At 61.4% G+C, this 23,707-nt stretch carries 22 protein-coding genes; 8 read left to right on the plus strand and 14 right to left on the minus strand.

The genetic code is table 11. The annotated features are described in order from the left end of the window. Positions 1 to 334: 334 nt before the first annotated feature. Positions 335 to 2,416 (plus strand): hypothetical protein, encoded by a 2,082-nt coding sequence (locus LDO41_RS30605; protein WP_223995110.1) that lies wholly within the window; start codon positions 335 to 337, stop codon positions 2,414 to 2,416. A gap of 328 nt (positions 2,417 to 2,744) precedes the next feature. On the opposite strand, the gene LDO41_RS30610 is transcribed toward LDO41_RS30605, so the two are convergent. After that, on the minus strand, positions 2,745 to 3,371 hold the full coding sequence (locus LDO41_RS30610; RefSeq protein WP_223995112.1) for a DUF4865 family protein: 627 nt from the start codon (positions 3,369 to 3,371) through the stop codon (positions 2,745 to 2,747). A gap of 104 nt (positions 3,372 to 3,475) precedes the next feature. On the opposite strand from LDO41_RS30610, the gene LDO41_RS30615 reads away from it, so the two are divergent. Beyond that, positions 3,476 to 4,342 carry a LysR family transcriptional regulator gene (locus LDO41_RS30615; RefSeq protein ID WP_223995114.1) on the plus strand — a complete coding sequence of 289 codons (867 nt, stop codon included), beginning with the start codon at positions 3,476 to 3,478 and terminating at the stop codon, positions 4,340 to 4,342. A 395-nt stretch (positions 4,343 to 4,737) separates the two neighbouring features. Here LDO41_RS30615 and LDO41_RS30620 read toward each other — a convergent pair whose 3' ends face one another. Further along, entirely contained in the window at positions 4,738 to 5,469 is a 732-nt protein-coding gene (locus LDO41_RS30620) for a response regulator transcription factor (protein ID WP_223995116.1), read from the minus strand. A 234-nt stretch (positions 5,470 to 5,703) separates the two neighbouring features. After that, on the minus strand, positions 5,704 to 6,150 hold the full coding sequence (locus LDO41_RS30625) for a carboxymuconolactone decarboxylase family protein (protein ID WP_109584440.1): 447 nt from the start codon (positions 6,148 to 6,150) through the stop codon (positions 5,704 to 5,706). Between the two features lie 154 nt (positions 6,151 to 6,304). On the opposite strand from LDO41_RS30625, the gene pdxR reads away from it, so the two are divergent. Further along, positions 6,305 to 7,789: a MocR-like pyridoxine biosynthesis transcription factor PdxR gene (pdxR, locus tag LDO41_RS30630; RefSeq protein ID WP_223995118.1), complete on the plus strand. Its 1,485-nt coding sequence runs from the start codon at positions 6,305 to 6,307 to the stop codon at positions 7,787 to 7,789. A gap of 409 nt (positions 7,790 to 8,198) precedes the next feature. Here the strand turns inward: pdxR and LDO41_RS30635 are convergent, their stop codons facing one another. Together LDO41_RS30635 and LDO41_RS30640 are read right to left on the minus strand one after the other, a co-directional pair. Further along, on the minus strand, positions 8,199 to 9,383 hold the full coding sequence (locus LDO41_RS30635) for a Fic family protein (RefSeq protein WP_223995120.1): 1,185 nt from the start codon (positions 9,381 to 9,383) through the stop codon (positions 8,199 to 8,201). A gap of 376 nt (positions 9,384 to 9,759) precedes the next feature. After that, positions 9,760 to 10,152 (minus strand): carboxymuconolactone decarboxylase family protein, encoded by a 393-nt coding sequence (locus LDO41_RS30640; protein WP_223995122.1) that lies wholly within the window; start codon positions 10,150 to 10,152, stop codon positions 9,760 to 9,762. 149 nt (positions 10,153 to 10,301) lie between these two features. On the opposite strand from LDO41_RS30640, the gene LDO41_RS30645 reads away from it, so the two are divergent. Together LDO41_RS30645 and LDO41_RS30650 are read left to right on the plus strand one after the other, a co-directional pair. Further along, positions 10,302 to 11,192: a LysR family transcriptional regulator gene (locus LDO41_RS30645; protein WP_223995123.1), complete on the plus strand. Its 891-nt coding sequence runs from the start codon at positions 10,302 to 10,304 to the stop codon at positions 11,190 to 11,192. Positions 11,193 to 11,544: 352 nt separating this feature from the next. Further along, positions 11,545 to 11,877, plus strand: coding sequence for a DUF5076 domain-containing protein (locus LDO41_RS30650; RefSeq protein ID WP_223995124.1), 333 nt, complete (start codon positions 11,545 to 11,547; stop codon positions 11,875 to 11,877). A 267-nt stretch (positions 11,878 to 12,144) separates the two neighbouring features. Here the strand turns inward: LDO41_RS30650 and LDO41_RS30655 are convergent, their stop codons facing one another. From LDO41_RS30655 to LDO41_RS30675, 5 genes are all read right to left on the minus strand, one after another. After that, positions 12,145 to 13,800, minus strand: a complete 1,656-nt coding sequence (locus LDO41_RS30655; protein ID WP_223995125.1) for an FAD-dependent oxidoreductase — start codon at positions 13,798 to 13,800, stop codon at positions 12,145 to 12,147. A gap of 112 nt (positions 13,801 to 13,912) precedes the next feature. Further along, positions 13,913 to 15,262 (minus strand): epoxide hydrolase family protein, encoded by a 1,350-nt coding sequence (locus LDO41_RS30660; RefSeq protein ID WP_223995126.1) that lies wholly within the window; start codon positions 15,260 to 15,262, stop codon positions 13,913 to 13,915. Between the two features lie 48 nt (positions 15,263 to 15,310). Further along, positions 15,311 to 16,888, minus strand: coding sequence for an aldehyde dehydrogenase (NADP(+)) (locus tag LDO41_RS30665; protein ID WP_223995127.1), 1,578 nt, complete (start codon positions 16,886 to 16,888; stop codon positions 15,311 to 15,313). Continuing rightward, positions 16,888 to 17,514: an isochorismatase family cysteine hydrolase gene (locus LDO41_RS30670; RefSeq protein ID WP_223995128.1), complete on the minus strand. Its 627-nt coding sequence runs from the start codon at positions 17,512 to 17,514 to the stop codon at positions 16,888 to 16,890. The genes LDO41_RS30665 and LDO41_RS30670 overlap by 1 nt, the downstream gene beginning before the upstream one ends. A gap of 180 nt (positions 17,515 to 17,694) precedes the next feature. Continuing rightward, complete coding sequence (locus LDO41_RS30675; RefSeq protein ID WP_223995129.1) at positions 17,695 to 18,078, minus strand: winged helix-turn-helix transcriptional regulator; 384 nt, start codon at positions 18,076 to 18,078, stop codon at positions 17,695 to 17,697. 119 nt (positions 18,079 to 18,197) lie between these two features. Between LDO41_RS30675 and LDO41_RS30680 the strand changes: the two genes are divergently transcribed. Then, positions 18,198 to 19,211, plus strand: a complete 1,014-nt coding sequence (locus LDO41_RS30680) for a zinc-dependent alcohol dehydrogenase family protein (protein WP_223995191.1) — start codon at positions 18,198 to 18,200, stop codon at positions 19,209 to 19,211. A gap of 329 nt (positions 19,212 to 19,540) precedes the next feature. Then, the gene (locus tag LDO41_RS30685) at positions 19,541 to 20,422 is read left to right on the plus strand and encodes a LysR family transcriptional regulator (RefSeq protein ID WP_223995131.1); all 882 of its coding nucleotides are present in this window, start codon (positions 19,541 to 19,543) and stop codon (positions 20,420 to 20,422) included. A gap of 9 nt (positions 20,423 to 20,431) precedes the next feature. Here LDO41_RS30685 and LDO41_RS30690 read toward each other — a convergent pair whose 3' ends face one another. Both LDO41_RS30690 and LDO41_RS30695 read right to left on the minus strand, forming a co-directional pair. Next, a complete protein-coding gene (locus LDO41_RS30690; RefSeq protein ID WP_223995193.1) occupies positions 20,432 to 21,487 on the minus strand; it encodes an aldo/keto reductase in 1,056 nt (351 codons plus the stop codon). Between the two features lie 220 nt (positions 21,488 to 21,707). Next, complete coding sequence (locus LDO41_RS30695) at positions 21,708 to 22,073, minus strand: hypothetical protein (RefSeq protein ID WP_223995133.1); 366 nt, start codon at positions 22,071 to 22,073, stop codon at positions 21,708 to 21,710. On the opposite strand from LDO41_RS30695, the gene LDO41_RS34405 reads away from it, so the two are divergent. Next, positions 21,981 to 22,226, plus strand: a complete 246-nt coding sequence (locus LDO41_RS34405; protein WP_223995195.1) for an SDR family oxidoreductase — start codon at positions 21,981 to 21,983, stop codon at positions 22,224 to 22,226. The two genes, LDO41_RS30695 and LDO41_RS34405, sit on opposite strands and share 93 nt — an antisense overlap. A gap of 30 nt (positions 22,227 to 22,256) precedes the next feature. Here the strand turns inward: LDO41_RS34405 and LDO41_RS30705 are convergent, their stop codons facing one another. Beyond that, a complete protein-coding gene (locus LDO41_RS30705) occupies positions 22,257 to 23,093 on the minus strand; it encodes a molybdopterin-dependent oxidoreductase (protein WP_223995135.1) in 837 nt (278 codons plus the stop codon). Continuing rightward, entirely contained in the window at positions 23,090 to 23,701 is a 612-nt protein-coding gene (locus tag LDO41_RS30710) for a cytochrome b/b6 domain-containing protein (RefSeq protein ID WP_223995137.1), read from the minus strand. The genes LDO41_RS30705 and LDO41_RS30710 overlap by 4 nt, the downstream gene beginning before the upstream one ends. Positions 23,702 to 23,707 lie beyond the last annotated feature (6 nt).

Below are 23,707 nucleotides of genomic sequence, written 5' to 3' on the forward strand. Positions count from 1 at the left end.
CATACGAACCGATCTTCGCATTATCGCCGCACGGGTTGGGGGGTAAGGCAGACCATGGCCGACGTTTGGACTACTTGTCGCCGGATCCATGATGCCCAAAGTCACCTCCAAATCTGCCAGCGATGCCTATGCCACGCCGGACTCGTCGACGCCCGCGACGCCGAGCACCTCCGCGCGGCGGCGTTGGGGACAAGGGGCGGGAGGCTCCCGCCCGCCGGGCATGCCGAGCTCGTCCGTGCCGCGCCCGACGCCCTCCGCAGGCATACCTCATTCACGGCCTGCGCGCCGGCAACTACCCGGCAATCCGGTGCCTCAGCCGCCCGCGCAAAACACAATGGAAATCAGCGAACCGTCCAATGACGGTGGCTGGGGCCGTGTGCTCGAACAATTGGGCGAATTAGAAGAGCCGCCATCGCTGTCGCACTGCCTGGTCCTGACCACTACTCCAGCCGGGCAACGGCTCGCCTGGGCTCCGCCCACGGGGGATGATGACGGGCCCGACGCGGCGCCCGATACTGGCGCAAAGGACGCTAGGGAACTTCTCAAATCCGTGATCATCGACGCGATCCTTGCGTTGCCCGACGCGGATATCAATGCGCCCGGCATCCTGTTTCCGGAGCAGGATGCCGACATCTTCCGGCGTGCCAACGACCCGCTCGATGCCATGGATGTGAAGGCGCTTGCAGGGAGAATAAGAGACCGGCTCGCCCTGTATGACACCCCACCCACCGTAACGCTGCGGATGCCGCTCACTGCCGAGAACAGAGGCATGCTGTTACCGTTTCTGGACAAGGCGGCGCCCGGCAGCTATCTGTCCGCGCAATCCGTCGGCCATGGCGAAATTGTCCTGACCAGCCGGCTGATCAGGACACCCGGCGCAGATGAAGCGCTTGCGCAGCAGGCGTTGATGCAGTTGTTCGATCATGCCTGGCACCAGTTGGAGGGAGTGGGAACCGGGCTGCCACCGCAGCAAAGGGACGACCTGAAGTCGGATTTTGCCGAAGAACCGCTGACGGCCAGCAGTGCGGTCGGTTTGCTGAACAACATTCCGATGTTGGCGCAGGATCGTCGCCTCTCCACGCAACGCGATGCCGTCGACGCACCGTCGGCAAAGCCTACGCCGACCGAGGCGATCGCATGGCTGGTCGACATGGCGGATCAAAGCGCGAGGCTGTGCCCCGATATGTCTGCGCTCAGGGCGCACTTCATCTGGTTGGGTCAGCAAGCGATGAGTCACTGGTTGACTGACCGTCTTGATACGACATCCACCGTGGCATTTCTGACGGTGCTGCAACAGCGTCTGCTGGCGATACCGCACCCATTGCTCCAAAGGGCCGCAGCGGCGATTGGCGACAAGGTTGCGGGACTTCAGTCGCACGGTGCCACAGGGCCCGCACCGACTCGTCTCAACGACAATGTCTACGGCCGGAAATGGGAAACTGCTTTCGCGGAGGTATTGGCCGAGAAGCCCTCGCAGGGGATGCTGAGTGCCGCGACCACCGTGCGCCGGCTTCTGTCGACGGTACACGCAAGGTGCACGCCCGCACAGCAACGGTCCATCACGCAGGACACTGTCAACCGCATCCAGTCGGCCTATCCCGGTAGCTGGCTCGCCGCCGATCCCGCCAGCGCACAACTGCTGGAGTACCCCGATCGCGCCTCGGTGTTGAAGGCTTTTCTGAATACGTCTGCCCACGACGGCGCATCCTGCATGGCCACCTATCTGGTCGTATGCCGCCTGCTGGCGGCAATACAAGAGGTGGCACCGGATATCGCAACCTGGAAGGCGGCCGCGGACACGAACTACGATCTGCTGCTCGACGAGCGCGGCGAAGATAAATTTCCGAAAGACGCTTATCAGCAGGGGCCAGACGTGGGGATGCTGATGCGGCATCAGATCTCCCCGAATTTCATGAACTACGACGAGGAAGACGACGTACGTGGCGTGCTCTCGAGCGTGATCGACTTTGACGCGCGCACGCCCGCTATCGATGCGGCGCTGAGGACCGGGCGTCCGAGTATCTGGGGGTCGTCCGGAACGACCAACCTCCTGCTGCATTTTCTGGCCGATGCCTTGCAACACCCGGCCACCGCGAATGCCGTGAGGTGCCTGGACATCAAGCATATGATCCTGGGCCTGGCAACGATGGTGATGCGCGATGGGGGCCATTCGCTGCGCGAGGTCTTGCGCGTGCTGGAGCAGACTGCAGACAGGCTGCCGGATCCCGTGCGCCAGCCATTGACGCCCAGTCCAGCACCGGCCTCGCACTACGGGGCATTCTTTGCAAGTTTCGCCGCGGACATCGAGACCACGCGATTATTGCACCACGGCAATGAGCAGGCGTGGCAGTCAACGTTGGACTATCGCCGCGAACTCGCCAGCGAACTACGACGCGAGACGGAACCCGCGCATTGACGCTGGCGTCACCCTCGATCCCGCATTTGTCGGGGGCGAATCTTCGCGCCCGCTTACGCAGAAATGGGTACGCTATCGCCCTCTGGTGGTGAAACGGGACGCTCGCTGACCAGAGTGCCGCTTTGTCACGCGTCGGGAGTCGGGAGTCGGATCTATCCACTGCGATGCTATGCCGCCACCAGTCTTCCCACCATTGCGAGCACGGCCGTGAGAGCAACTGTTATGGCTATCGTCAGGCCAATGCCGGCCACGTGAGCGGTGAGCACCCATGCGTCGGGCAATACGTGCCGTGCGCGCGATAGGTGCGATAGATGCCGGCGCGTTGCCATCACGCATCCACGGCGGGTAGCTCGTCAAGTTCGGGCGCGGCAAGGTAGAGCACTTGATACGCCGTGATATTGCCTGCTGCTCGCGAGTCCGCCCCCGGCGCGCTCGTCTCACCTTCCTCGCCCACCTCCCCCGCCTCGCCAGTGGATAGCAGAATGCGCGTGATCCGCCAGCGCGCCGCGTCGACCCCGACCGCCGCCACCACGGTGTCCTCTTGCCTCGCGATCTCGCGGTTGCGTTCGATCTCTGCAGCCAGCGTGGCGGTCAGGTCCGCATCCACGGGGATGTCGCGCTCTTCCTTGTAGGCAAAGCGCGCGGTGGTGGCAAGCCCGCGACGCGCGTCGAGCACCACACGCGTGTCGATCTCCGCGCGGCCGAAGCTGTCCGTGACGTTGCGGTAGTGGCCGCCAACGAGAAAATCCCGGAATCCCGCGCCATCGCGCCACAGATATAGCGAGGAGTAGTCGTTGGCAGTGGCACCGTACCGGCCAGCCTCTCGCAACAGGAAGCCCTTGAAGTAAAGACGTTTGGCATCGTCCCACAGCGTCCCGCGCGTTTGCGCGCGAGCACGGATTGCAACAGTGTCGAAGTTGGCAGGCAGACGGTGGGCGTAATGGGCGATAAGCATCGTTGGCTCCAGTTGAAGAAGTGGGTCCAAGCGTAGCTGCTCACCAACCATTGTGAAAAGAGATGGATTAGTATTTCAATGATTCGATTTCACAATGTCAGACCATGAAGACCCTCGACATCGATGCGGTACACGCCTTCGTCCTGACTGCGGAACTCAACAGTTTCACGCGCGCGGCGGAAGCCATGGACAGCACGCAGTCCGCTGTCAGCCTGAAGATCGGCAAGCTCGAAAAAAGTCTCGGCCGGAGGCTGCTCGAGCGCACGCCGCGGCAGGTCCGGCTGTCGTTCGATGGTGAATTGTTCTTGCCTGCGGCAAAGGCGTTGCTTGCCGCGCACGCGGGTGCACTCGAGGCTTTCGGCAGGACGCAGCGGCGGCTCGTCATTGGCGTCAGTCACCATATCGTCGGCCCCGAGTTGCCGGCCCTGTTACGACGCGTCAGTGAGGGACGGCCCGGTCTCACGCTGGAGATTCGCGTCGCTCCCTCGCGCGAAATCCTCGAACTCTTCGATCGCAACGACATGGACGCCGCGATCGTGCTACGCCACGACAGCCGCCGCCTCGACGGCGAAATCATCCATGAGGAAAGCTTCGGATGGATGGCTGCACCCGATTTTCACCATCAACCTGGAGAGCCACTCAAACTTGCCACGCAGGCGGCGCCCTGCAGTGTGCGCAGCATGGCAATCGATGTCCTGGACGCGGCCGGGCTACCCTGGAATGAGGTATTCGTGGGTGGTGGCGTAGGGACAATCGGCGCAGCAGTGTCCGCGGGGCTGGCGACCGCCGCGCTGGGCCGCCGTGTCGCGCCTGCCGACACGATCGATGTCGGTCCTCGGTTCGCCCTGCCTGCCCTGCCTACACGTGCCGTCGTGCTGCATGCACACGTCACCGATGAAGGCGCACGCGGGGCATTGCGCGCGCTCGGCGCGGCGATTCGCGCTTCGGAGAAGGCATATCGCCTCCCTTAGGATCGGCTTCCCTATAGCGAACTCATCGCAAGACCTGACGCTCTGGTTATCCAGGCGCCGGCGCCCCACCCCAGACACACGCTAGAAATCAGGCGTGTTTCTGCGGAAATAGGCTGAGCATGCTCACGCTTCCGATTTCGCGAGCACCTTATACAGCTTCGCACGCGAGATACTGAAGGCGCTCGCTGCCGCCACCTTCCCGTCTGCTCCCAAGAGCGCGGCCTTGCTATCGGCGAGGGCCCAATCCGGTTTGCCTAACGTCAGTTGCGTTGATTAGGCGGCCCCGTCCCGACGGGCCGCTATCGGCCAGAAGCGGCCATTGCCCATCGCCGAACGAATGGCTGCTTTGGCACAGGCAGCAGTCGAGACTTGGTTCTTTGCTGGCCTGATTCCCACTAGCGCGACTCTGCAGCTTCCAAACCGCTTCTCTGCAGCAGATTACGCACAGGCTCATGTTCGTCGGCAAGAACGAGACGGATATCGTCTGGAACATAACGAAGAAGCGTGCCCTGTTCGACAAGGTCCTTCATACGTACTAGGTCGGCAAACGAACTAGCGGTCATCTTTCGCATCACCCCGCGCCGATAGATCTTTACCGTAACGATGCTCAACCCGAGGTGATCCGCAGCTTGCTTATTCAACAAGCCCCGAGTGATTAATTCCATGACGTCTTTCTCGCGGGGCGTGAGGGATAAGTACTTCCTTCGTAGTTCTTCCGATGCCCGGTTCTTCTTGTACCTATCGATGTCGATTCTTAGCGCTTGATGGACGGCTTCCAAGAGCTGCTGATCACGGAATGGTTTTTCGATAAAATCAACTGCGCCGGCCTTCATAGCCGCAACGGCCATGGGTACGTCAGCGATACCAGAGATGAAGACAATCGGCAACGGGCGTCTCGATTCCATCAACACCGACTGTAGGGCCAAACCACTGATTCCCTGCAATCGCACATCCAGCACAAGGCAAGAAGGCCCCTCCGGCGGCGAAGTCGCGAGCAATTCTTCCGCAGACGCGAAGAGCAGAACGCGCAAATCGACCGACCGGAACAACCTCGACAGCGCCATGCGAACTGCAACTTCATCATCAACAACCATTACTGTTTCTATCGGCTCAAACGAGCTGTGCATGCGGCAATCTTTTCACAATAAGGTATAGGATCGTCGAAGCCGTTTTATCCGATCGATTAGCCTGATCTTCCTCCAAAGATCCGGCTCTCATTCGGAGGATCGGCTGATACTGGAAACGGAAAATGGCGGCCTGCTCTTCGAGCGCTCCTCGATCGACAAAGGAGTGTTGAAGGATCAGTGTTCAATTGTCTGGGCTAACCGGCTGAATGCATGCGGGTGGATTGCGTGCCTGGATTACGCCTTTGCCGCAACTGGAAGCCGAAACGGGGCTCCGAGACGATTGAATGCGTTCATAGCGGCAATCGTTATCGTGAGATCAACGAGGTCCTTGGGCGAAAATGCTGCCGATGCGGCCGCATAGGCTTCGTCTGAGGCATGCGTCTCACTGACGCGCGTCACTTCCTCCGCCCAGGCCAATGCAGCCCGCTCTTGCTCGGCGAATAGGTGCGGTACTTCATCCCACACCGGAACCAGCGTGATCTTGTCGACCGACATGGTCTTTCTGAGATCGCGACTATGCATGTCAATGCAATGCGCGCATCCGTTGATCTGGGAGACGCGGAGGAACACGAGGTGTACAAGCTCCTCGGGGAGATCCGTCTTCTTCGTGACGTAGTGGTGGATACCAAAAAGCGCCTTCGCGCCGTCAGGCGCTATCTCTTGCCAGTTCAAGCGGGTCATCTCGGTCCTTTTCTGTTGGTGATGGGGTCTAGCGTCGCGGTCAGAGCGCCCGAGCCGCCTATCGACTTGGGACGCGATTCATGTCATAACGCAAAGTTACTCCGCCAGGCATTGAAGATACAGGCCCAAAAAGTGGAGAAACGACTGGCCCAAAATGACTCACCCGAACTCGCCCGCTGCGCTGTCCATCCTGGTGGACCGTGCCACTGCCATGCCGATCGGCGATCAGATCCATGCGAGCTTGCGACAGGCAATCGTCGAGGGTCGGCTTGCACCTGGACAGCGTCTTCCTTCCGGTCGAGACCTCGCTGCGCAGCTTGGTGTCGCCCGCGGCACCATTCGCGTGGTCTACGACCGTCTGATCGCCGAGAATCTGGTGTTCGGCGCAGGCTCTTCGGGCACACACGTATGCTCGCGGCTGGACGTCGGGAGAGCAGGCGGCAAAGCTTCGCTCGACGGGCCTCTGGCGGATTTCAACCGCCCATTTTCGAGCGCGCCGCTTCCGTTCCAAATGGGCGTTCCTGCCCACGACGCGTTTCCCGCCAAACTCTGGGCCCGCATGCGGACGCGCGCCGTACGCGCCGATGCTATCGCTTACACGACCTATGGCGATCCACGCGGCGAACCTGCCCTGCGGGCTCAGATCGCGAGCCACCTAGCCGTAAGCCGACAGATGCAGTGTCATCCCGACCAGATCATCGTCACCAGCGGATACCGGCAGGGCCTGATGCTTGCACTCACCGCACTGCGCGCGCATGGACGCAAGGCGTGGCTCGAGGAGCCAGGGTATCCGCTGGGAAGACGCGCGCTGGAGGTGATTGGAGCCGAGGTCGTACCCGTACCCGTTGATGCCGAGGGGTTGCGCGTAGAAGCTGGCGTTGCCAGCGCGCCAGACGCCTTGCTGGCGCTGGTCACGCCGGGCCAGCATGCACCGCTGGGCGTGACCATGTCGCCTGAACGAAGGCGCGCGCTGCTTGACTGGGCGGCGGCACGGGGTGCCTGGATCATCGAGGACGACTATCTCGGAGAAATACAGCTCGACGGACGAGCCGCACCGGCCCTTGCGGCTGGCGAAGGGGCCGAACACGTAGTTTACATCGGAGCGTTCAGCAAGACGATCAGCCCGGCGCTGGGCCTCGGGTTCGTCGTCGCCCCACGCTCAGCGACGGAGCGCCTGGTGGAGGTCTCCGCCGTGCTGGCCCCAGCGCCGAACCGGACAACCCAATTGGCGGTGACGGAGTTCCTGCGGGATGGGCACTACCTGCGGCACCTGCGCCAGATGAAGGCTCTCTACGCCGAACGCCGGCGCCTCACGCTAACGCATGTAAGCGAATTTTTGCCAGGCACGCTGATGGCGGGCCTTGGAGTAATCGCACCGCTCCCACAATCCGCCGACGACCGCGTCATCGTCGGCATCGCCCGCGCACACGGCCTCGCGCCTTCGGCCCTCTCTGCCTGGTACCTTCGCCGCAGTCAGGCGCAAGGTGGCTTGATACTCAGCGCGACAAACGTGCACCCCGACAACATCGGTGCCGTTTGCGCAAAGCTGGCGAGTATCGTTGCTTCATCGAGTTCTGGCACACATCAGTCCAACGATCGCGAACGCGGCCTCGGAACGTGGTCCCGGGAGCGGCCCTGACTGTCCACAGTAGTGACTGTCCGAATCAAGAAGACTTTCGATAGTCTCGTCCTGCTTGGACTCTCGAAGCGATGCCAGCGGACCCCAATAGACATCACCGGATCGACACTGGCACTGCGCGTTGCGCTATGACCGATCTGCCCCCAAAAACGGACAAAATAAGGGCGATGCTGGCAGGCCGGAAAGGGTCGGAAGCCGCCTCCTGCGTTGCACCGTCAAATGCAGGGGCGATACGGCCACGATAGGACCGATGTACTGCCGGTCTGCGTCGCCGGATTTCTCAACCACGACGTAGCCGCTCGCGTCGACCGCGGTATTTGCGACCGCTCGGATTCCGCAGTCTCGCGGTCCTCCTCGGTAACGGCGATACCCGCTGCGGCATTTGGCCCGGCCTACGCCGACTCTTTCGCTACACATGCCCCCAGCCAGGCACGCTGATGTAATAGCGCACCGCTTTGCCCACGCCCTCGCTCCACAGTTGGCCACCCTTGACCATTTCGCTTAAATCGCGAGTAGCCGTCGCCTTTGAGACGCCGGTCATTTTCATGTACTTCTCAGCGTTCAGACCGCCCAAGAAGCCGCCGTCACCGTCGTCCAAAAGGCGTTGCAGCACTTTGCGCTGCCGGTCGTGAAGACCACTCCCTTCATGCTTCTCCCAAAACTGCCTCTTCTCAATTGCTTGATCAATAACCTGGCTGGCTGCATGGCAAGCGGCCGTGATTTGACGAGCGAACCACTGCACCCATGCCGTAACGTCGGTTTCGCCGCGCTGCGCTGAGTTCAATGCGTCGTAGTACGCTGATCGGAAAGTAAGGAGTTGCCGCGAAAGGCTGTATAGCCGCACTGGCTGCCGCAGGTGCTGCGCCATCGCCATGTCAACGATAGCACGACCAATGCGCCCATTTCCGTCCTCGAACGGGTGGATGCTCTCGAACCACAGGTGGGCGATGGCGGCGCGAGCAAAGCCGTCATTAGGTTTTCCACCGGCGGCTGGCAACGACGAGGCCCGCGCCGGCGAGGTGTCTGCGAACCAGGTGAGGAAGCGCTTCATCTGCTCGGGGACGTCCTTCGACGGCGGCGCCTCGTAGTGGACAACCTCGCGGCCTGGTTGGCCGCTAACGATTTGCATAGGATCGGTGTGGTCCCGATAGCGACCCACTGCGATTCGCTGGATGCCTGACGTACCGCCGGGGAATAGCGCGGATTGCCAGCGGCACAGACGGTCTTCGTCCAAAGGCGTATCAGTAGCTGTGGTTGCGTCACTGATAACTTCCACAAGCCCATCGACGCTGCGGTTGATTGGGCCAGACGTGGACAATCCCAGCCGCCTCATGACGGAGGAGCGCACCGCATCCAGCGAAAGGCGCTCGCCCTCGATGGCGGCAGTAGCCAGTACTTCATCGGACAGCGCATCCAAGGCGACTTGGCTCGTCCTACCTATGCCAATAGCCGCTGCCTTGCCTTCCAAGATGCCGTGCATACGGTAGGCTTCAGCCAGATCGAGCGCGACCGCGCGGGCGTCATAGGCGAGAGACCCTTCGGGCCAATCAGGGCGCCGCCAGATCCATGGCGAGATGGAGCGTGATGTCGTCATGAGCCGCATCATACCCTATACGGCTCAAATTACGAGCCGATCTTAAACTTTTGCGGCTCGATGCATCGCATATGTACCGCTCTCTTCGCCTAGCCACACCAGGGCCGTCGCGCCCGGCGGGCGAGTCGTCGTACGGCTCCGGCTCGGGGAACTGGCTGACGGTTCTCTCGGTAAGCCGACGAATGAAGGGCGCGCTAATGCTTAACAGTACAGTCCCCATGGGCGATCCCCGCCAGCGATGCGCAAGAGCTTGCTGCAGCTATCGCGGCTGCTTTGCGAGGACATTAAGGACCATTATGACCGTTAGGGGTCGGCAATTGCCTCTCGCACAGGCAAGGCCGACGCCGGAGATCGGTTTCCCCCCAGCCTCCCCATCTCAGTCCAACGGTAGCTGTATCCCAGTCTCTGCGAAGACCTCGCGTACGACGGACAATCCGTTCAATGCCGCCGGAAATCCCGCATAGACCGCCATCTGCATCACGACTTCCACGACCTCAGCTGGTTTGCAACCGACGTGCAATGCTGCATGCACGTGCACGCGAAGCTGGGGTGATGCATTTCCAAGTGCGCATAGTGCCGCGACTGTTGCCAGCTCTCGCTCTCGCAATCCAAGCCCTTGTCGCGCGTAGATTTCGCCAAACGGAAACTCAACGATATAGCGCGCAAAGTCCGGAAACGATTTTGCCAACGTTTCGACCACTTGGAGACCAGCAACGCCATCTACGGCCGCCAGCATGCGCGAGCCACGCTCATAGCGTTCGGTGCTCATTGTCCACCGCCTTTGCGATCTCGCCGAATAATAAGCGCTAATGCAGCATGGTGAGAAAAGTTCATAAAGTTCTCCAGACGATTTGGTAAGACAACTGTAGAGCCGGTCTCGGACCTGCGGAATGACCAAATCCGTGATACCTTTTTGATATGTCCAATCGTCTCGACTCCCGATCTCTTCTGCTCTTTCTTGCCGTTGCGGATGCGCTGAGCTTTCGTCAAGCAGCGGAGACGTTGCATCTTTCTCAGCCACCACTGAGCCGGGCGATTCGAGAGCTCGAGCAGCGGCTGGGAACGCGGCTGTTCGACCGCAATACGAAGGGCGTCACGCTTACCCCTGCGGGAGCGAAGCTGCTCCCCTATGCACGCAACCTTGCGAAATTGCTTCGCGAAGCGGAAGCAGCGCTCACAACTCCGGGCTTGCCAGCCGACCTGCGGCTCGGGTTGACCAGCGCTGTAGAACCGGCCTGGTTTCGCGGGCTGGAACAACGAGTGCAAGAAACTCATCCCGGGACGGTCGTATCGATTTTCTCCGATACGTCGCCGCGACTCATACGTCAGCTTCGGGCTGGCAAGCTGGATGCTGCGTTCATCGCGCTGCCGACGGACGCATATGGGCTGGATGTCCGGGAACTCGACCGACTGCCGATGATCGTCGCGATACCCTCCTCACATGAGCTGGCGAAGCGCAGAAAGGTCGGTCTCGCCGACTTGGCGGGTGAAAGAATCTTCTGGTTCGAGCGTGCGCGACAGCCAGCGTTCTACGACTACTGCCAAACGGTTTTCTTCCGCCATGGGTTCATACCAACAAAACTAAAAGAGCCATTGGACCATCACGTTCTCCTTGGTGACGTGGCGCGTGGCCGAGGTATAGCCCTGTTGCCGAAATCGTTCAGCGCGTTAAGGCGGGCAGGCGTCGTCTACAAATCGCTGATTGAGGGCGAGGAGCTATCGGTTGGCATCGGACTCGCTTCGCCAGCCGACAGGCCAGGCGTACGGGAAATAGTGGCCGCGGCTGCAGAAGCGAACCGGCGTCTCTAGCAGCCGCGATGCCAATGACCTGTCGGTTTTCTTATCTTTCTCAGGCACGAGTCGTCATTGGCAGAACGGCGACATGTCGCACTCTCGACTATCAAAAATGCGAGGCCTATACCGTGAGATATCCGCCCGGCCTGAATTTGTCAAAGGTTGGTGAATATTCAGACTGAGGGCTGCAGCGCATACGGACGACGGTCCTTAGCGCTGGCATGACATCGACAATTCCACTGCTTGAAGTCTTCGCGCGCAGAAGTCTTTCGGCGTGGCCCTCTGGATGGCCACGATGCCCCCCTTAAGGAGGACGCTCTCGTCTACAGGCTTTGCTAGTCTGCCGTGCAAACTCACGGATCCTTGTATGAAAGATAACGAAGTCCAGTTGGACCAACTTCCGATCCCAGAACCTGCACTGCGCGATCCCACCGCCATAGAGATGTTACGAGTCTGGATTGCCGAGCGCGGCCTCCACTGCTCCCTGCATGTCGGGATGTATATGGAGCGGAAGAACGTCTCCGAGGAGGCTGCATGGGGCAAGATCCTCTCCGATGCAGCGAGACATCTAGCCGACGCATTGCACGAAGAATATGGAACTGACTTGGCAGAGTCCTTGGCCTTGATCGAGGAGAGTTTTGTCCGGAATCTGGCCAACCCAGAGTCGCCTACGCGCGGAGGATTTGTGAGAAGACATTGAGTGGAACGTGCGACATGCGTGCGTGTACCGTAGGTTCTGTAGCCCTCACTTTCGGCGACTTGCCGGGTTACGTCCAACGACCGCTATTGTCCGGCGGCCGGTGGAAATCGGCCAATTTGTGTCATTAAAGTGCGGTGTCTCAATCGACAGCTACGCTCCGCGAAACCGTCAGTCATTCATAGGACCGTGCCCTCGTCATGCACTCGGCGAACATCCAAACGTTGCGATAGTTCGTCGCATAGTTCTTTGACTCGCGAAGCCGCCTGATCAATAGGTGCGCGACAAAAGCGCTTGGATTTGTGGCACCACGCCAGCGCCTTCGCCTACTGCGGAGGCGACGCGCTTAGTCGAGCCCGAGCGAACATCGCCAATAGCGAATACGCCTTCGACGCTAGTCTGATAGGCAGACGGCAGGGTATTGGCCTGCGGAACGTCGATTCCCGTCTGGATGAATCCCTTGTTATCCAGTGCAATGCCGCAGGTTTTGAGCCAGCCGGTATTGGGCTGTGCGCCGATAAAGACGAACAGGTGATTGACCGTCATACTGCCTTCACTCCCACCCGCGCCGCGATACTGCACGCGTTCGAGGCGCGAGCCACCTTCGAGCGCAGTCAATTCGACGCGCGTATGCAGCGTGACGTTCGGCAACGCCATGATGCGCTCGATCAGGTAGTGCGACATGCTGTCCTCCAGCGACTTGCCACGGATGAACATGTGCACATGTTCCGCGTGCGAGGCAAGAAACACGACTGCCTGGCCAGCTGAGTTCCCGGCCCCGATCAGCAATACCGGCTCATCTCGGCATAACTTGACTTCTATAGGCGTGGCCCAGTAATAGACCCCGCGCCCCTCGTACCGCTCGAGGTCGCCGACGGCTGGCCTTCGATACTCCGCGCCTGTTGCAATGACCACCGTGCGCGCAGTAATGCGCAGCCCATTGGCAAGCTCCACCGCAGGGGGTTGCCGCGCGCAATGCAGCGCAATGACTTCGCAGGGGATGCCGATATGCGCGCCGAACTTCTGCGCCTGGACGAAGGCGCGGTCGGCGAGCGCGTGCCCGGTGATCCCTGTCGGGAAGCCAAAGAAATTCTCGATGCGCGCGCTGGCCCCGGCTTGGCCGCCGGGAGCGTGACAGTCGAGGACCGCGACCGACAGACCTTCTGACGCCGCATAGACGGCGGCAGCCAGTCCCGCCGGCCCAGCCCCAACGATCGCCACGTCATAGACATGGGCCGGGTCGAAGTCCGGGATCAAGCCCAGACACGATGCCAGTTGCCATTCGCCGGGGTTTCGGAGCACCGTGCCGTTTGGGCAGACGACCAGCGGCAATTCATCGGCATGCGGTGCCAGCGCCTCGAGCAAGGCGGTGGACTCGGCATCCTGGCCAGCGTCCAGCGTGACGTGCGGATAGGTATTCCGCCGCAGGAAGTTCTGCAACGCGAGCAGCCGAGGACTGTCGGGCTCGCCGACAAGCACGGCACCGTTCACGCGTTCCATCGCGACAAAGCGCCTGAGGATCAGCGCACGCATGATCTTCTCGCCCAGCTCGGCTTCACCGATCAGCAGCGGGCTCAGATCGTCGGGCCTGACCAGCAGGGCCTCGACATCCTCGGTGACGCAGGAGTCCACAAATGAAGGCTTGTTCGAAAACTGATTGACGTCAGACGTGAACTCGCCGCGCTGGGTAAATGTGTGAATGACCTGTTCTCGGCCCAGTCCATCGCGCGCAACGGCGCGAATAGTGCCTGCCAGCAGGACGAACATCCCCGGGGTGCGTTCGCCAACACGATAGAGCATGGTGCCCTTTGGGTAGCGTGACACTCTGCCGAAGCGGCGCATCCTGCTGATCTCTGCCTCCGAAAGAACGGGGAAGAGTTGCGGCAGGCGCGGATGATCTCGCACGAACGTCGCGTCCGCGGCCATTCCCGCGTCGCTATCGGACTCGGCTCGCCATTCTGTCTGCGGACTGTTTCGGAGGCCCTCCGCAGTCTGCGGACGGTCGTCAGGCGAAGGTACTTTGCTCATCGCGCACCGCTCAGCGCAATGAACGGAAGCTCGCGCGCATCTCTTCGGCGAAAGCCACCGGCTGCTCCCACGCTGCGAAATGGCCGCCCTTGGGCATCTTGTTGAAGTGGATGAGTTTGGGGTATGCCTTCTCCACCCAGCTTTGCGGCGCCGCGTATATCTCGTCGGGGAAGACGCTGACCGCCACCGGAATCGTGACGTGTTTTGGCTCGAAGAAGTTGAGCTTATTCTCCCAGTACAGCCGCGCCGAGGAGATGCCCGTGCCGGTGAGCCAGTAAAGCGTGGCGTTGTCGACAATATCTTCGCGCGTGAGGCCTTCGGTGCCGCCCGCGAACACACGCGCGATCAATGCCTGGCTGCGTGCGTCATGATCGATCATCCAAGATGCGAGGCCAATCGGCGAATCCTCGAGCGCATAGAGCGTCTGTGGGCGATTAGCCATTTCGAGCGCATAGCCAAGACCGTGTTTGTAGAAGTCGTCGAGCTGGTCGAACGCGTTCTTCTCGTCGGGCGACAGGCCAGTGGGCGCGGGCTCACCGAATTTGAGCGCGCGGGCAATGTTGTCGGGCACCGTCGCAGGCATGTTGGTATGGATGCCGAGTAGTTCGGCTGGTTTGAGCAACGCCAGTTGCTCGGTGACCGCGTTGCCCCAGTCGCCGCCCTGCGCCACGTAGCGCGTATGGCCGAGGCGTTTCATCAGCACGACCCACGCGCGCGCCACGCGCTGCGGGTCCCACCCCGTCACGGTGGGCTTGCCCGAGAAACCATAGCCAGGAAGCGACGGAATCACGAGGTCGAAGGCATCCGCGGCGGCTCCGCCATGGGCGGTGGGATTCGTCAACGGATCGATGATTTTCATCTGCTCGATGATCGAGCCCGGCCAACCGTGCGTGACGATCATCGGCAGGGCGTCCTTCTGCTTCGATTTTACGTGGATGAAGTGGATATCGAGCCCGTCGATCTCAGTCACGAACTGCGGCAGCGCGTTGAGCTTCGCTTCCATGCGGCGCCAATCGTATCCCGCGCCCCAGTAGCGCGCGACGCTTTGCATGGTCGCCAACTGCACGCCTTGGGAGGCATCCTTGACGGTCTCCCGTTCAGGCCAGCGCGTGGCCTTGACGCGCCGGCGTAGGTCCGCGAGATCGGATTCGGGCACCTTCACGCGCAACGGCCGGATCGCACTCTTGTCGCCGCCGGGCGCTTTGCCGATATCTACGATCGGTGCATCAGCCAGCGCGTAGTCACTGAGCGCGGGGGCCGCAAGCGCGGCGGCCGATGTGCCGAGAAAGCGCCGGAAGAAAGGGCGGCGTGATGGAAGCAATGACGGCAGCTGCGACGGCTTCTGTGAGTTATTGTTCATGGTCAGCTCCTGAGGGCGGGAAGGAGACTATGCACATCGGTCGAACGATCAGTCTTTGGACAGCGCCCCGTCGTTCAGGCGCCAGATGCCGGCAGGGTTCGCGCGCTTCAGAGCCTCGGGCAGCAACGCGTCCGGGAAGCCCTGATAACAGACGGGGCGCAGGAAACGCTCGATGGAGGTCATGCCGACTGACGTGAATCGGCTATCCGATGTGGCCGGAAACGGTCCGCCATGAATGGAGGCGTAAGACACTTCCTGCGGATGCGAGAAGGCATTAATCACGATGCGGCCGGTGCGGCGTTCGAGTATGGGCAGCAGCGCGCTCGCAAGCGCGTGGTCGCCGGTATCGATCTGGAGCGTCGCAGAGAGCTGACCATGAAACTGGCGGGCGAGCGCGAAGAACTGCGCTTCATCCTGGACGCGCATGACCAGCGCGGCGGGACCAAAGACCTCTTCGCAAAGCGACGCATCCTCGAGCGCGCGTGCGCCATCTACCTCGAACAACATCGCCTGGCCATCCCAGACGCCCTGCGGATCGCCTCCCGCCGCGATGCGAGCGGCACCGGCGTTGGCCAGTCGCTCAAGGTTCCGCCGATATGCTGTATTGATGCCCGGCGTCAGCATCGTCCTCGCCGGCATCGCCTGCACGCGTGTGCACATCGCCTGCTTCATTGCTTCATAACCTGGACCGTCGATGGCCAGAACGATCGCTGGCTTCAGGCACGCCTGCCCCACGGTAACCAGCATGCGCTCGGCAAAGCCATCACCGATGTCATGTCCGCGCGCGGCGAGAGCGGCAGGCAGCACGAACGTTGGATTGACGCTCGTCATCTCGGTGAACACGGGGATCGGGTCTGGACGTTGCTGCGCGCGGCGATACAGGGCCATCCCGCCGACCTCGGAGCCGGTGAATGTTACGCCCTTGATAAGCGGGTGATCGACGAGCGCTTCGCCAATCTCATTTCCGCCACCACGCACGAGCGAAAACACACCCTCATGCAGTCCGGCGTCCTCGATGGCCTGCCTGATCATCCTGCCCTGCACTTCCGACGACCCCGGATGTGCGTTGTGTGCCTTGAGGATGACGGGGCAACCTGCCGCTAGCGCGGCAGCCGTATCACCGCCTGCCACGGAATAGGAGATCGGGAAGTTGCTCGCGCCAAAGATTGCCACAGGACCGATCGCGATTTTTTGCAGCCGGTGATCCATGCGCGCGCGTGGCTGGCGATCCGGCTGGGCGGCGTCGATCGCCGCCTGGCGGAACCGGCCTTGCCGCACGACCTCGGCAAACTGACGGAATTGCGTCGCCGACTTGGCGGCTTCGCCTTCGAGCTGCGCGACCGGCAATCCGGTCTCGAGCGCTGTACGCTGCGCGAGTTCCGCTGCGATGACATCGAGGCCGCTGGCTATGCGTTCGAGGAATGCCGCGCGCTCGGCGAGGCTGGTCGCGTGGAAACTGTCGAACGCTTCGTCCGCGAGCCTCGCCGCGCGATCAACTTCCGCTGCGCCGCCGAATGCGAACGCCGGTTCGATCTCGAGATTCGTCGCAGGATTCAGGGCCTTCATCGTGCCTGCGGTCGCGGCAACATCCTCTGCGCCGATGAGGAGATGACCGTTGAGCTCCATCACAGTCTCCCGAGCGTTGCCGTGAGCTCCGCCGTGGTCAGGATCGCATGCGCGAAAGTCGGACCATTGAGTTCGTGGGCGGCGTGCATCATCTCCTTGCTGAACGCGGCCGTGGCATCGCGCACGAGCGTGACGTGATAGCCGAGTTCCATCGCGAATCGGCTCGTCGATTCGATGCAGGTATTCGCAAGCAGTCCGATCACCATTACATGCGTGACACCTTGCTGCTTAAGTTGGAAATCGAGATCGGTGTTGGCGAAGCCGCTTTGCGCCCAGTGCTCCTTGATCATGATGTCGTTGGGCTGCGGCACGAAGTCGGGGTGCCATTCGCCGCCCCATTCGCCCACGGCAAACGTATGCCGCTCCTGCACAAGCACCTGTGTTGGGTTCGGATGATCCCAGTTGTCGTAGTCGCCGGGCTGCCAGCGCCTGTGCGGCACGTAGAAGACCTGAATATTGGCGTTGCGCACGGCGGCCACAACGGCGCGCATGTTGTCGAGCAACCCGACATCCTTCGCCACCGCCTCGATCATCGGAAATACCTTGCCGCCTTCCGACAGAAAATCGTTGTAAGGATCTACCAGCAGCAGGCCGCACCGTTCGGCCCGGTACACAGGATCGGACATCGCCAGTCTCCCCAATTCACGTTGCCTGCAGACGCGACGGGTGGCGTTGCCGGCGTTGGCTAGGACAACGAAAGGCTGTCCAGATGCCGCATGAAGTCTAGGCGAGCCAACATGGAGAGAAAGGCGGAAAACTGGAAAATGCGGCGAACGCGAAATCGCGCGATCTTCTTTGCAAACCGCTCATGCGGCGTCTGACGCGTCGGCAGCGTTTGCCGCCACGCGCGCCGCGACCTTGGCGCGGCGTGACCGATAGGTTTCACCCCACTCCCTGAGGCTGATCAACACCGGCGTCAGCGTCTTGCCGAACGCCGTCAGTTCGTACTCAACCTTGGGTGGCACTTGCGGATATACATGCCGCTCGATGATGCCGTCGGCTTCCAGTTCACGCAATTGCAGCGTCAGCATGCGCTGCGTGGTGTTGGGCATCAGGCGTGTCAGTTCCATGAAGCGCAGCTTGCCGTGCATGAGGTGGAAAAGGATGACGGGCTTCCAGATTCCGCCGATCACGGATAGCGTGACTTCAACGGCGCAGCCGCTCTTGCTGTCCAGGCGCTTGGGTCGCATGGCTTATACCTACATTCTTGATAGTACCGGCGATAATTGTACGTTCTTGCGGCAATCGATGCTGGCTCTCACAATTGCGCATTCCCTCGATCACCGGAGTTGCCTCGATGAAAGCATCGATCAAAGCTATTGCCTTGCGCCACCCTGCGGGCCTCGACAATCTGCAACGCGTTGAACTCGCAGACCCAGGTGCGCCGGCCGCCGGCGAGATTCGTGTCCGTATTCATGCCAGTTCGCTCAATGCGCATGACCTCGGCGTCGTCACGGGACGTCTGCGGACCGAGGATGGTCGTATTCCAATGTCCGATGGCGCGGGTATCGTTGAAGCCGTGGGCGATGGCGTGACGGCGTTCGCTGTTGGCGATGCCGTGGTGTCGACGTTCTTTCCGTTTTGGCTAGATGGTGGTCCGACGCTCGCGGATTTTTCCACTACGCCCGGCGATGGCGTCGATGGCTATGCGCGCGAAGTCGTTGTCCGCCCCGTGCAATGGTTCACGCACGCGCCTCGCGGCTATACGCATGAAGAAGCCGCCACGCTAACGACTGCGGGATTGACGGCATGGCGCGCACTCGTCGTTGACTACGCGCTGAAGGCCGGCGATACGGTGCTCGTGCAAGGGACTGGCGGCGTATCGATCTTCGCACTGCAGTTTGCCAAGTACATGGGGGCGACAGTCATTGCTACGTCATCCTCCGACGACAAGCTCGAGCGTGCACGTTTGCTCGGGGCCGACCATCTGATCAACTACAAACGGGATGCGGACTGGGCGTCGAAGGTGCTCGAGATCACCAGTGGCGCCGGCGTGGACCACGTCGTAGAGGTCGGCGGTCCCGCCACGTTGGGACAATCGATCCGCGCGTGCCGAATAGGCGGGCATATCGCACTGATCGGTGTGCTGACGGGTATTGCGGGCGAAGTGCCCACCGCCGATCTGATGCGTCGCCAGCAAACCCTGCAGGGCCTGATCGTCGGCAGCCACAAGCATCAACGCGACATGATCCGCGCGATCGATGCGAATGGCATTAAGCCGATTATCGACAGCACGTTTGCGCTCGACGATATCGCCAATGCGTTCCGCCATCAGGCGGCAGGAAAGCATTTCGGAAAAGTCTGCCTCCGCGTTTCGGACTAGGCTAAGGCTAAGCGGCTCGGGTCTATTACCGCACCCTGGCCGATAATATGAGCATTCTTGGAGGCTCTTTGGCGGCCTTCGAGCAATGTCCGCTTGGGCTCCAGGAACAGTCGCCGCGATGTGCAAAGTGGGATGACTGCGGTAGGTCGCAAACCGCCTTGCACGTTCCCTTTTCGGGCTCTCGCCGTGTAGCCCGCGAAGGCGGCCGCAATTCAAGTTAAACGCGGTGCGCACATCGGAAGCATGTTGAGACAGCGAAGGAATCCGACATAGTTACATTATCATTCGCATGAACATTCGACTTATGGGACCCAAAACCAGCCTGCGCCATGGATCTGATGAACAGCATGACGGTATTTGTCCGCGTGGTCGGTTGCGAGAACTTCACCGTGGCTGCCGACCAACTGGGCATTTCCACCACGATGGTCAGCAACCATATTCGCGGGCTGGAATCGCGGCTCGGGGCCAAGCTGCTGCACCGGACCACGCGCAGGCAGAGCTTGACCGACATCGGGCGAGCCTATTACGAGCAGTGCGTCGATATCCTGTCGCGGATCGAGCTCGCCGAGACGAGCGTGCGCGAACAACGGGCCAGTCCCAAAGGCCTGCTCCGGATCAGTGCAGTGGTGAGTCTGAGCGCCCACACGCTCGTGCCACTGATGGCGCAATACATTGAGACCTATCCGGAAGTGGAGGTCGAACTGATCTTCAGCGACGAGGTCGTGGACCTGATCGAAGGTGGATTCGACGCGGGCATCCGCTACGGTGATTTGCCCGACAGCGGGCTCGTCGCGCGCGAACTGGGCAAGACCCGATTGGTTGCCTGTGCTTCACCAGCCTATCTCGAGCGGCATGGCGCGCCGGAATCCCTCGACGACCTGCGAGGACATACGTGCCTGGCCTTCCATAACACTGTCGCGCAATGGCATTGGAAGTTCGGCAGCGGCGAATCCACCTCCGTCACCACAAGCGGCCGGTTCAGCACCAACAATATGCCGGCCCTGCGAATGGCCACGCTCGCGGGACTCGGCATTGCCATGCTACCCCGCGATCTGGCGGACGCCGACATCCGCGAAGGGCGCCTGAGATCGTTACTGGAACCGTTTGGCTCGCCCGGCCGGCCACTGCATATCGTCTATATGCCGGACCGGCTGATGACGCGCAAGCTATCCAGCCTGATCGATTTCCTCGTCGCCCATTTCCCGAAATAGCCATGCCGGTCAGGACGCCGTCGCGCCGGTCCACAGATCGACCGGCCCGAGACGGTCCGCGCCCTGCGTATCGAGCATCCAGCCTGGGTACTCGGGCGGCAGCGCGCTGACGGCGTCGATCGCAGCGATCTCATCGCGCGACAACTCGATTCGGGTGGCTTCCAGGTTATCGATCAGCTGGTCGAGCCGTTTGGCACCGACGATGACGCTGGTCACCACGTCGCGCGAGAGCAGCCATGCCAGCGCGATACGCGCAACACTGCATTCATGGGCGTGGGCGATGGGAGCAAGCACGTCGAGCACGTCCCATGCGCGCGCCTTGTCGACGATCGGGAAATCGAAATCGGAACGGCGAGAGCCTTCCGGGTTCCGATTGTTGCGGCTGAACCGTCCCGAGAGTAGGCCGCCGGCCAGTGGACTCCACACCATCAAACCGAGCTTCTCGTGCTGCATTAGCGGAACCAGCTCCCGCTCGAGATCGCGCCCAGCCACCGAATAGTACGCCTGTACCGTCGCGAACCGTGCATGGTTTTTCGCGTTCGAGATGCCAAGCGCCGTGGCGATTCGCCACGCGGCCCAGTTCGAGACGCCGATGTACCGCACCTTGCCCTGCGTGACCAGATCGTCGAGCGCGCGCAGGGTTTCCTCGATCGGCGTGACGGTGTCGGTGGCATGAATCTGGTACAGATCGATATGGTCGGTGCCCAGGCGCCGGAGGCTCGCGTGCACCGCATCCATCAGATGTCCGCGCGACGCGCCAACATCGTTGCGCCCCGGCCCCATGCGGCTGTAACCCTTAGTAGCGAGCACGTACGCCGTGCGCGGCACACCCAGATTTTTGAACGCCCGTCCGAGGGTCGACTCGCTTTCGCCGCCGGAATAGACATCCGCCGTATCAAAGAAATTGATCCCCGCATCGAGACTCGCCTTGACGAGCGTATCGCCCAGTTCCTGGCCGACGTTGCCGATATGCTTGTAAATGCCTTGTCCGCTGCTAAAGGTCATCGTTCCCAGGCAGAGTTGGGACACGAGAAGTCCGGTATTGCCAAGCTGCTTGTATTGCATGGTTTCTCCCGCTGATTGAAGCGACCAGCGCAATGTAGTTTGCCGGGAGTAAGAGAAACAGGGCTGGCAGGTTAAAGGATATTCAAGTGTCGATTGACAATGTCACGGCCGCCCAGGTGCCCCAAAATGAGCGAGAAACGTATCACCCCTGCTCGTTCAGCTTCGCCCGGACATTTGCGCCACCCGGCCGTTACAATACGGCCCGGCGATGGCTGCAGCGTCAGGACCGGACGACGCTCCCCTCGGGACGGCGTGTCCTTGGGCACATCCGCGACTTCGCGCCAGCCGCGGTTGGGGCCTTATTGTCGAAGCCAAACGCCAGGTACACATTCGGCTGGCACTGGGGCGAGCGGCGTGGTGAATCGACGAGTTTCACTGCCGATGAGTACGATCTGCTTTCGGCCTCCAAGGCAACCTTGAACTCTATGACCGTATCGCTAGCAAAGGCGGCAGCGGCCGACGGGTTACCGTCAATGCCGTCTCTCCCGGCACGATACATAGTGCCGACCTCAATAGCCGGTTCCGTGAAATAGACGTAGATCGTGGCCTGGCAGTTAAGGATGCGCGCCGTGAGATCATCGAGCATGCAGTCGTGCCAATGCTTGCGCAGGTGCCGGTCGGCCGGGTTGGCCGACTCGACGAGATCACGGGCACCATCGCCTTTGTTGCGAGTCCACTTGCGGGATACACGACAGGCATGAGCCTGCGAGTCGACGGCGGCCTCTCGCCCGGCCTATGAACCACTCCTGATGGTTTGCCACCATACGCCCTACAGCCCACTGAACCAGTTATACCCCTGGTCCTCCCAATACCCACCGGGATTCTCGTTGGTGACAAACAACGCCGCCACGTGCTTGGGGCTCTTGAAGCCGAGCTTGGTCGGCACCCGTACCTTCAGCGGATACCCGTACCTGGGCGGCAGCGGATCGCTGCCGTAGTCCAGCGCCAGGATGGTTTGCGGATGCAGCGCCGAGGCCATGTCGAGGCTGGAGTAATATCGGTCTGCACATTTGAAGCCCACATAACGCGCCGACAGGTCGGCGCCCACGTGCTGCAGGAACGTCTTCAGTGGCACGCCTGACCATTCCCCAATGGCGCTCCAGCCCTCGATGCAGACATGGCGCGTGATCTGTCCCGCCTGCGGCAGTTTGCGCAGCATCTCCAGCGACCACGGCTGCTTGTCTCGGACGCGTCCGGAGACCTCCAGTCGATAGTCGCTGCCGTCGATGTCCGGCACGTCGTACTCGGGATAGAACGCGTTGAAAGGGAATGGATTGGTGATCTGCGCACGCGTGTAGGTGGGCGCCAGCCGCGTGCCGCTGAACAGCCATCCCTGCACGCGGTCGTTCCAGCGCGACATCGCCCACAGGACCTTGTCCACGCTGTCCCTATCCTGCAACGTGCAGCCGGACAACATCGCCACCCCACCGAGCGACAGCGACGAGCGAAGGAACATGCGGCGTTGCAAGCGGACCAGTTGCGGACCAAAATCGGCCTCGGCGATGCCTTCCGGCAAAGCGCGACGAGGCAACGGTTGTGACGGGTGATCCAACCCCTCCGGGGCTTCGCCTTCCAACCGCTTCTTGTCCCTTGGATCTTGACTCATGACTGATGCGCACTCCGGTGAGTGTCGCGACCGGTCACCATCGACACCAGGGTCCGAGGGAACATGAACACCAAGACGAAGTGCACGATGACAAAGGCCACGATGGCTGCCATCGCGACGAAATGGACCACGCGCGCCCTGTCATAGCCGCCCATCAGCGCCGAGAGCCATTGCAACTGCACCGGCTTCCAGATAGCTAGCCCGGAAAGCACCACCACGACGCCGACCAGCAGCACGCCCACATAGAGCAGTCGCTGCACCGCGTTGTACTCGCCGCTGTCATGCGACAGGCGAAAGCGCAATGCCAGCGCCCCGTCGCGCAGGATGGCGCGCGGATGCAGCGGCAAGAACCGGCGCCGCAAGTGGCCACTGGCCAGCCCGCAAGCCAGGTAGACCAGCCCGTTGGTCACCAGCAGCCACATCACCGCCAGGTGCCACGCGATGGCGCCGCCCAGCCACCCGCCTAGTGTCAGCCGCGCGGGAAACGAAAACGGGAAGATTGGCGACGCGTTGTAGATGGCCCAGCCGCTGGACGCCATGCAGACGATGGCGATCGCGTTGAGCCAATGCGTGATGCGAACAAAGCGCGGATGAATGATGACTCGCATGGTTGA

Source organism: Cupriavidus pampae (assembly GCF_914271485.1).
In the GTDB taxonomy this organism is placed as follows: domain Bacteria; phylum Pseudomonadota; class Gammaproteobacteria; order Burkholderiales; family Burkholderiaceae; genus Cupriavidus; species Cupriavidus pampae.

What these genes read in the sequence shown, in the direction of transcription:
- LDO41_RS30605 (WP_223995110.1), top strand. Translation starts at nt 335, where the DNA reads ATGGAAATCAGCGAACCGTCCAATGACGGTGGCTGGGGCCGTGTGCTC.
- LDO41_RS30610 (WP_223995112.1), bottom strand. Translation starts at nt 3,371, where the DNA reads ATGCTTATCGCCCATTACGCCCACCGTCTGCCTGCCAACTTCGACACT.
- LDO41_RS30615 (WP_223995114.1), top strand. Translation starts at nt 3,476, where the DNA reads ATGAAGACCCTCGACATCGATGCGGTACACGCCTTCGTCCTGACTGCG.
- LDO41_RS30620 (WP_223995116.1), bottom strand. Translation starts at nt 5,469, where the DNA reads ATGCACAGCTCGTTTGAGCCGATAGAAACAGTAATGGTTGTTGATGAT.
- LDO41_RS30625 (WP_109584440.1), bottom strand. Translation starts at nt 6,150, where the DNA reads ATGACCCGCTTGAACTGGCAAGAGATAGCGCCTGACGGCGCGAAGGCG.
- pdxR (WP_223995118.1), top strand. Translation starts at nt 6,305, where the DNA reads ATGACTCACCCGAACTCGCCCGCTGCGCTGTCCATCCTGGTGGACCGT.
- LDO41_RS30635 (WP_223995120.1), bottom strand. Translation starts at nt 9,383, where the DNA reads ATGACGACATCACGCTCCATCTCGCCATGGATCTGGCGGCGCCCTGAT.
- LDO41_RS30640 (WP_223995122.1), bottom strand. Translation starts at nt 10,152, where the DNA reads ATGAGCACCGAACGCTATGAGCGTGGCTCGCGCATGCTGGCGGCCGTA.
- LDO41_RS30645 (WP_223995123.1), top strand. Translation starts at nt 10,302, where the DNA reads ATGTCCAATCGTCTCGACTCCCGATCTCTTCTGCTCTTTCTTGCCGTT.
- LDO41_RS30650 (WP_223995124.1), top strand. Translation starts at nt 11,545, where the DNA reads ATGAAAGATAACGAAGTCCAGTTGGACCAACTTCCGATCCCAGAACCT.
- LDO41_RS30655 (WP_223995125.1), bottom strand. Translation starts at nt 13,800, where the DNA reads ATGGCCGCGGACGCGACGTTCGTGCGAGATCATCCGCGCCTGCCGCAA.
- LDO41_RS30660 (WP_223995126.1), bottom strand. Translation starts at nt 15,262, where the DNA reads ATGAACAATAACTCACAGAAGCCGTCGCAGCTGCCGTCATTGCTTCCA.
- LDO41_RS30665 (WP_223995127.1), bottom strand. Translation starts at nt 16,888, where the DNA reads ATGGAGCTCAACGGTCATCTCCTCATCGGCGCAGAGGATGTTGCCGCG.
- LDO41_RS30670 (WP_223995128.1), bottom strand. Translation starts at nt 17,514, where the DNA reads ATGTCCGATCCTGTGTACCGGGCCGAACGGTGCGGCCTGCTGCTGGTA.
- LDO41_RS30675 (WP_223995129.1), bottom strand. Translation starts at nt 18,078, where the DNA reads ATGCGACCCAAGCGCCTGGACAGCAAGAGCGGCTGCGCCGTTGAAGTC.
- LDO41_RS30685 (WP_223995131.1), top strand. Translation starts at nt 19,541, where the DNA reads ATGGATCTGATGAACAGCATGACGGTATTTGTCCGCGTGGTCGGTTGC.
- LDO41_RS30690 (WP_223995193.1), bottom strand. Translation starts at nt 21,487, where the DNA reads ATGCAATACAAGCAGCTTGGCAATACCGGACTTCTCGTGTCCCAACTC.
- LDO41_RS30695 (WP_223995133.1), bottom strand. Translation starts at nt 22,073, where the DNA reads ATGCTCGATGATCTCACGGCGCGCATCCTTAACTGCCAGGCCACGATC.
- LDO41_RS30705 (WP_223995135.1), bottom strand. Translation starts at nt 23,093, where the DNA reads ATGAGTCAAGATCCAAGGGACAAGAAGCGGTTGGAAGGCGAAGCCCCG.
- LDO41_RS30710 (WP_223995137.1), bottom strand. Translation starts at nt 23,701, where the DNA reads ATGCGAGTCATCATTCATCCGCGCTTTGTTCGCATCACGCATTGGCTC.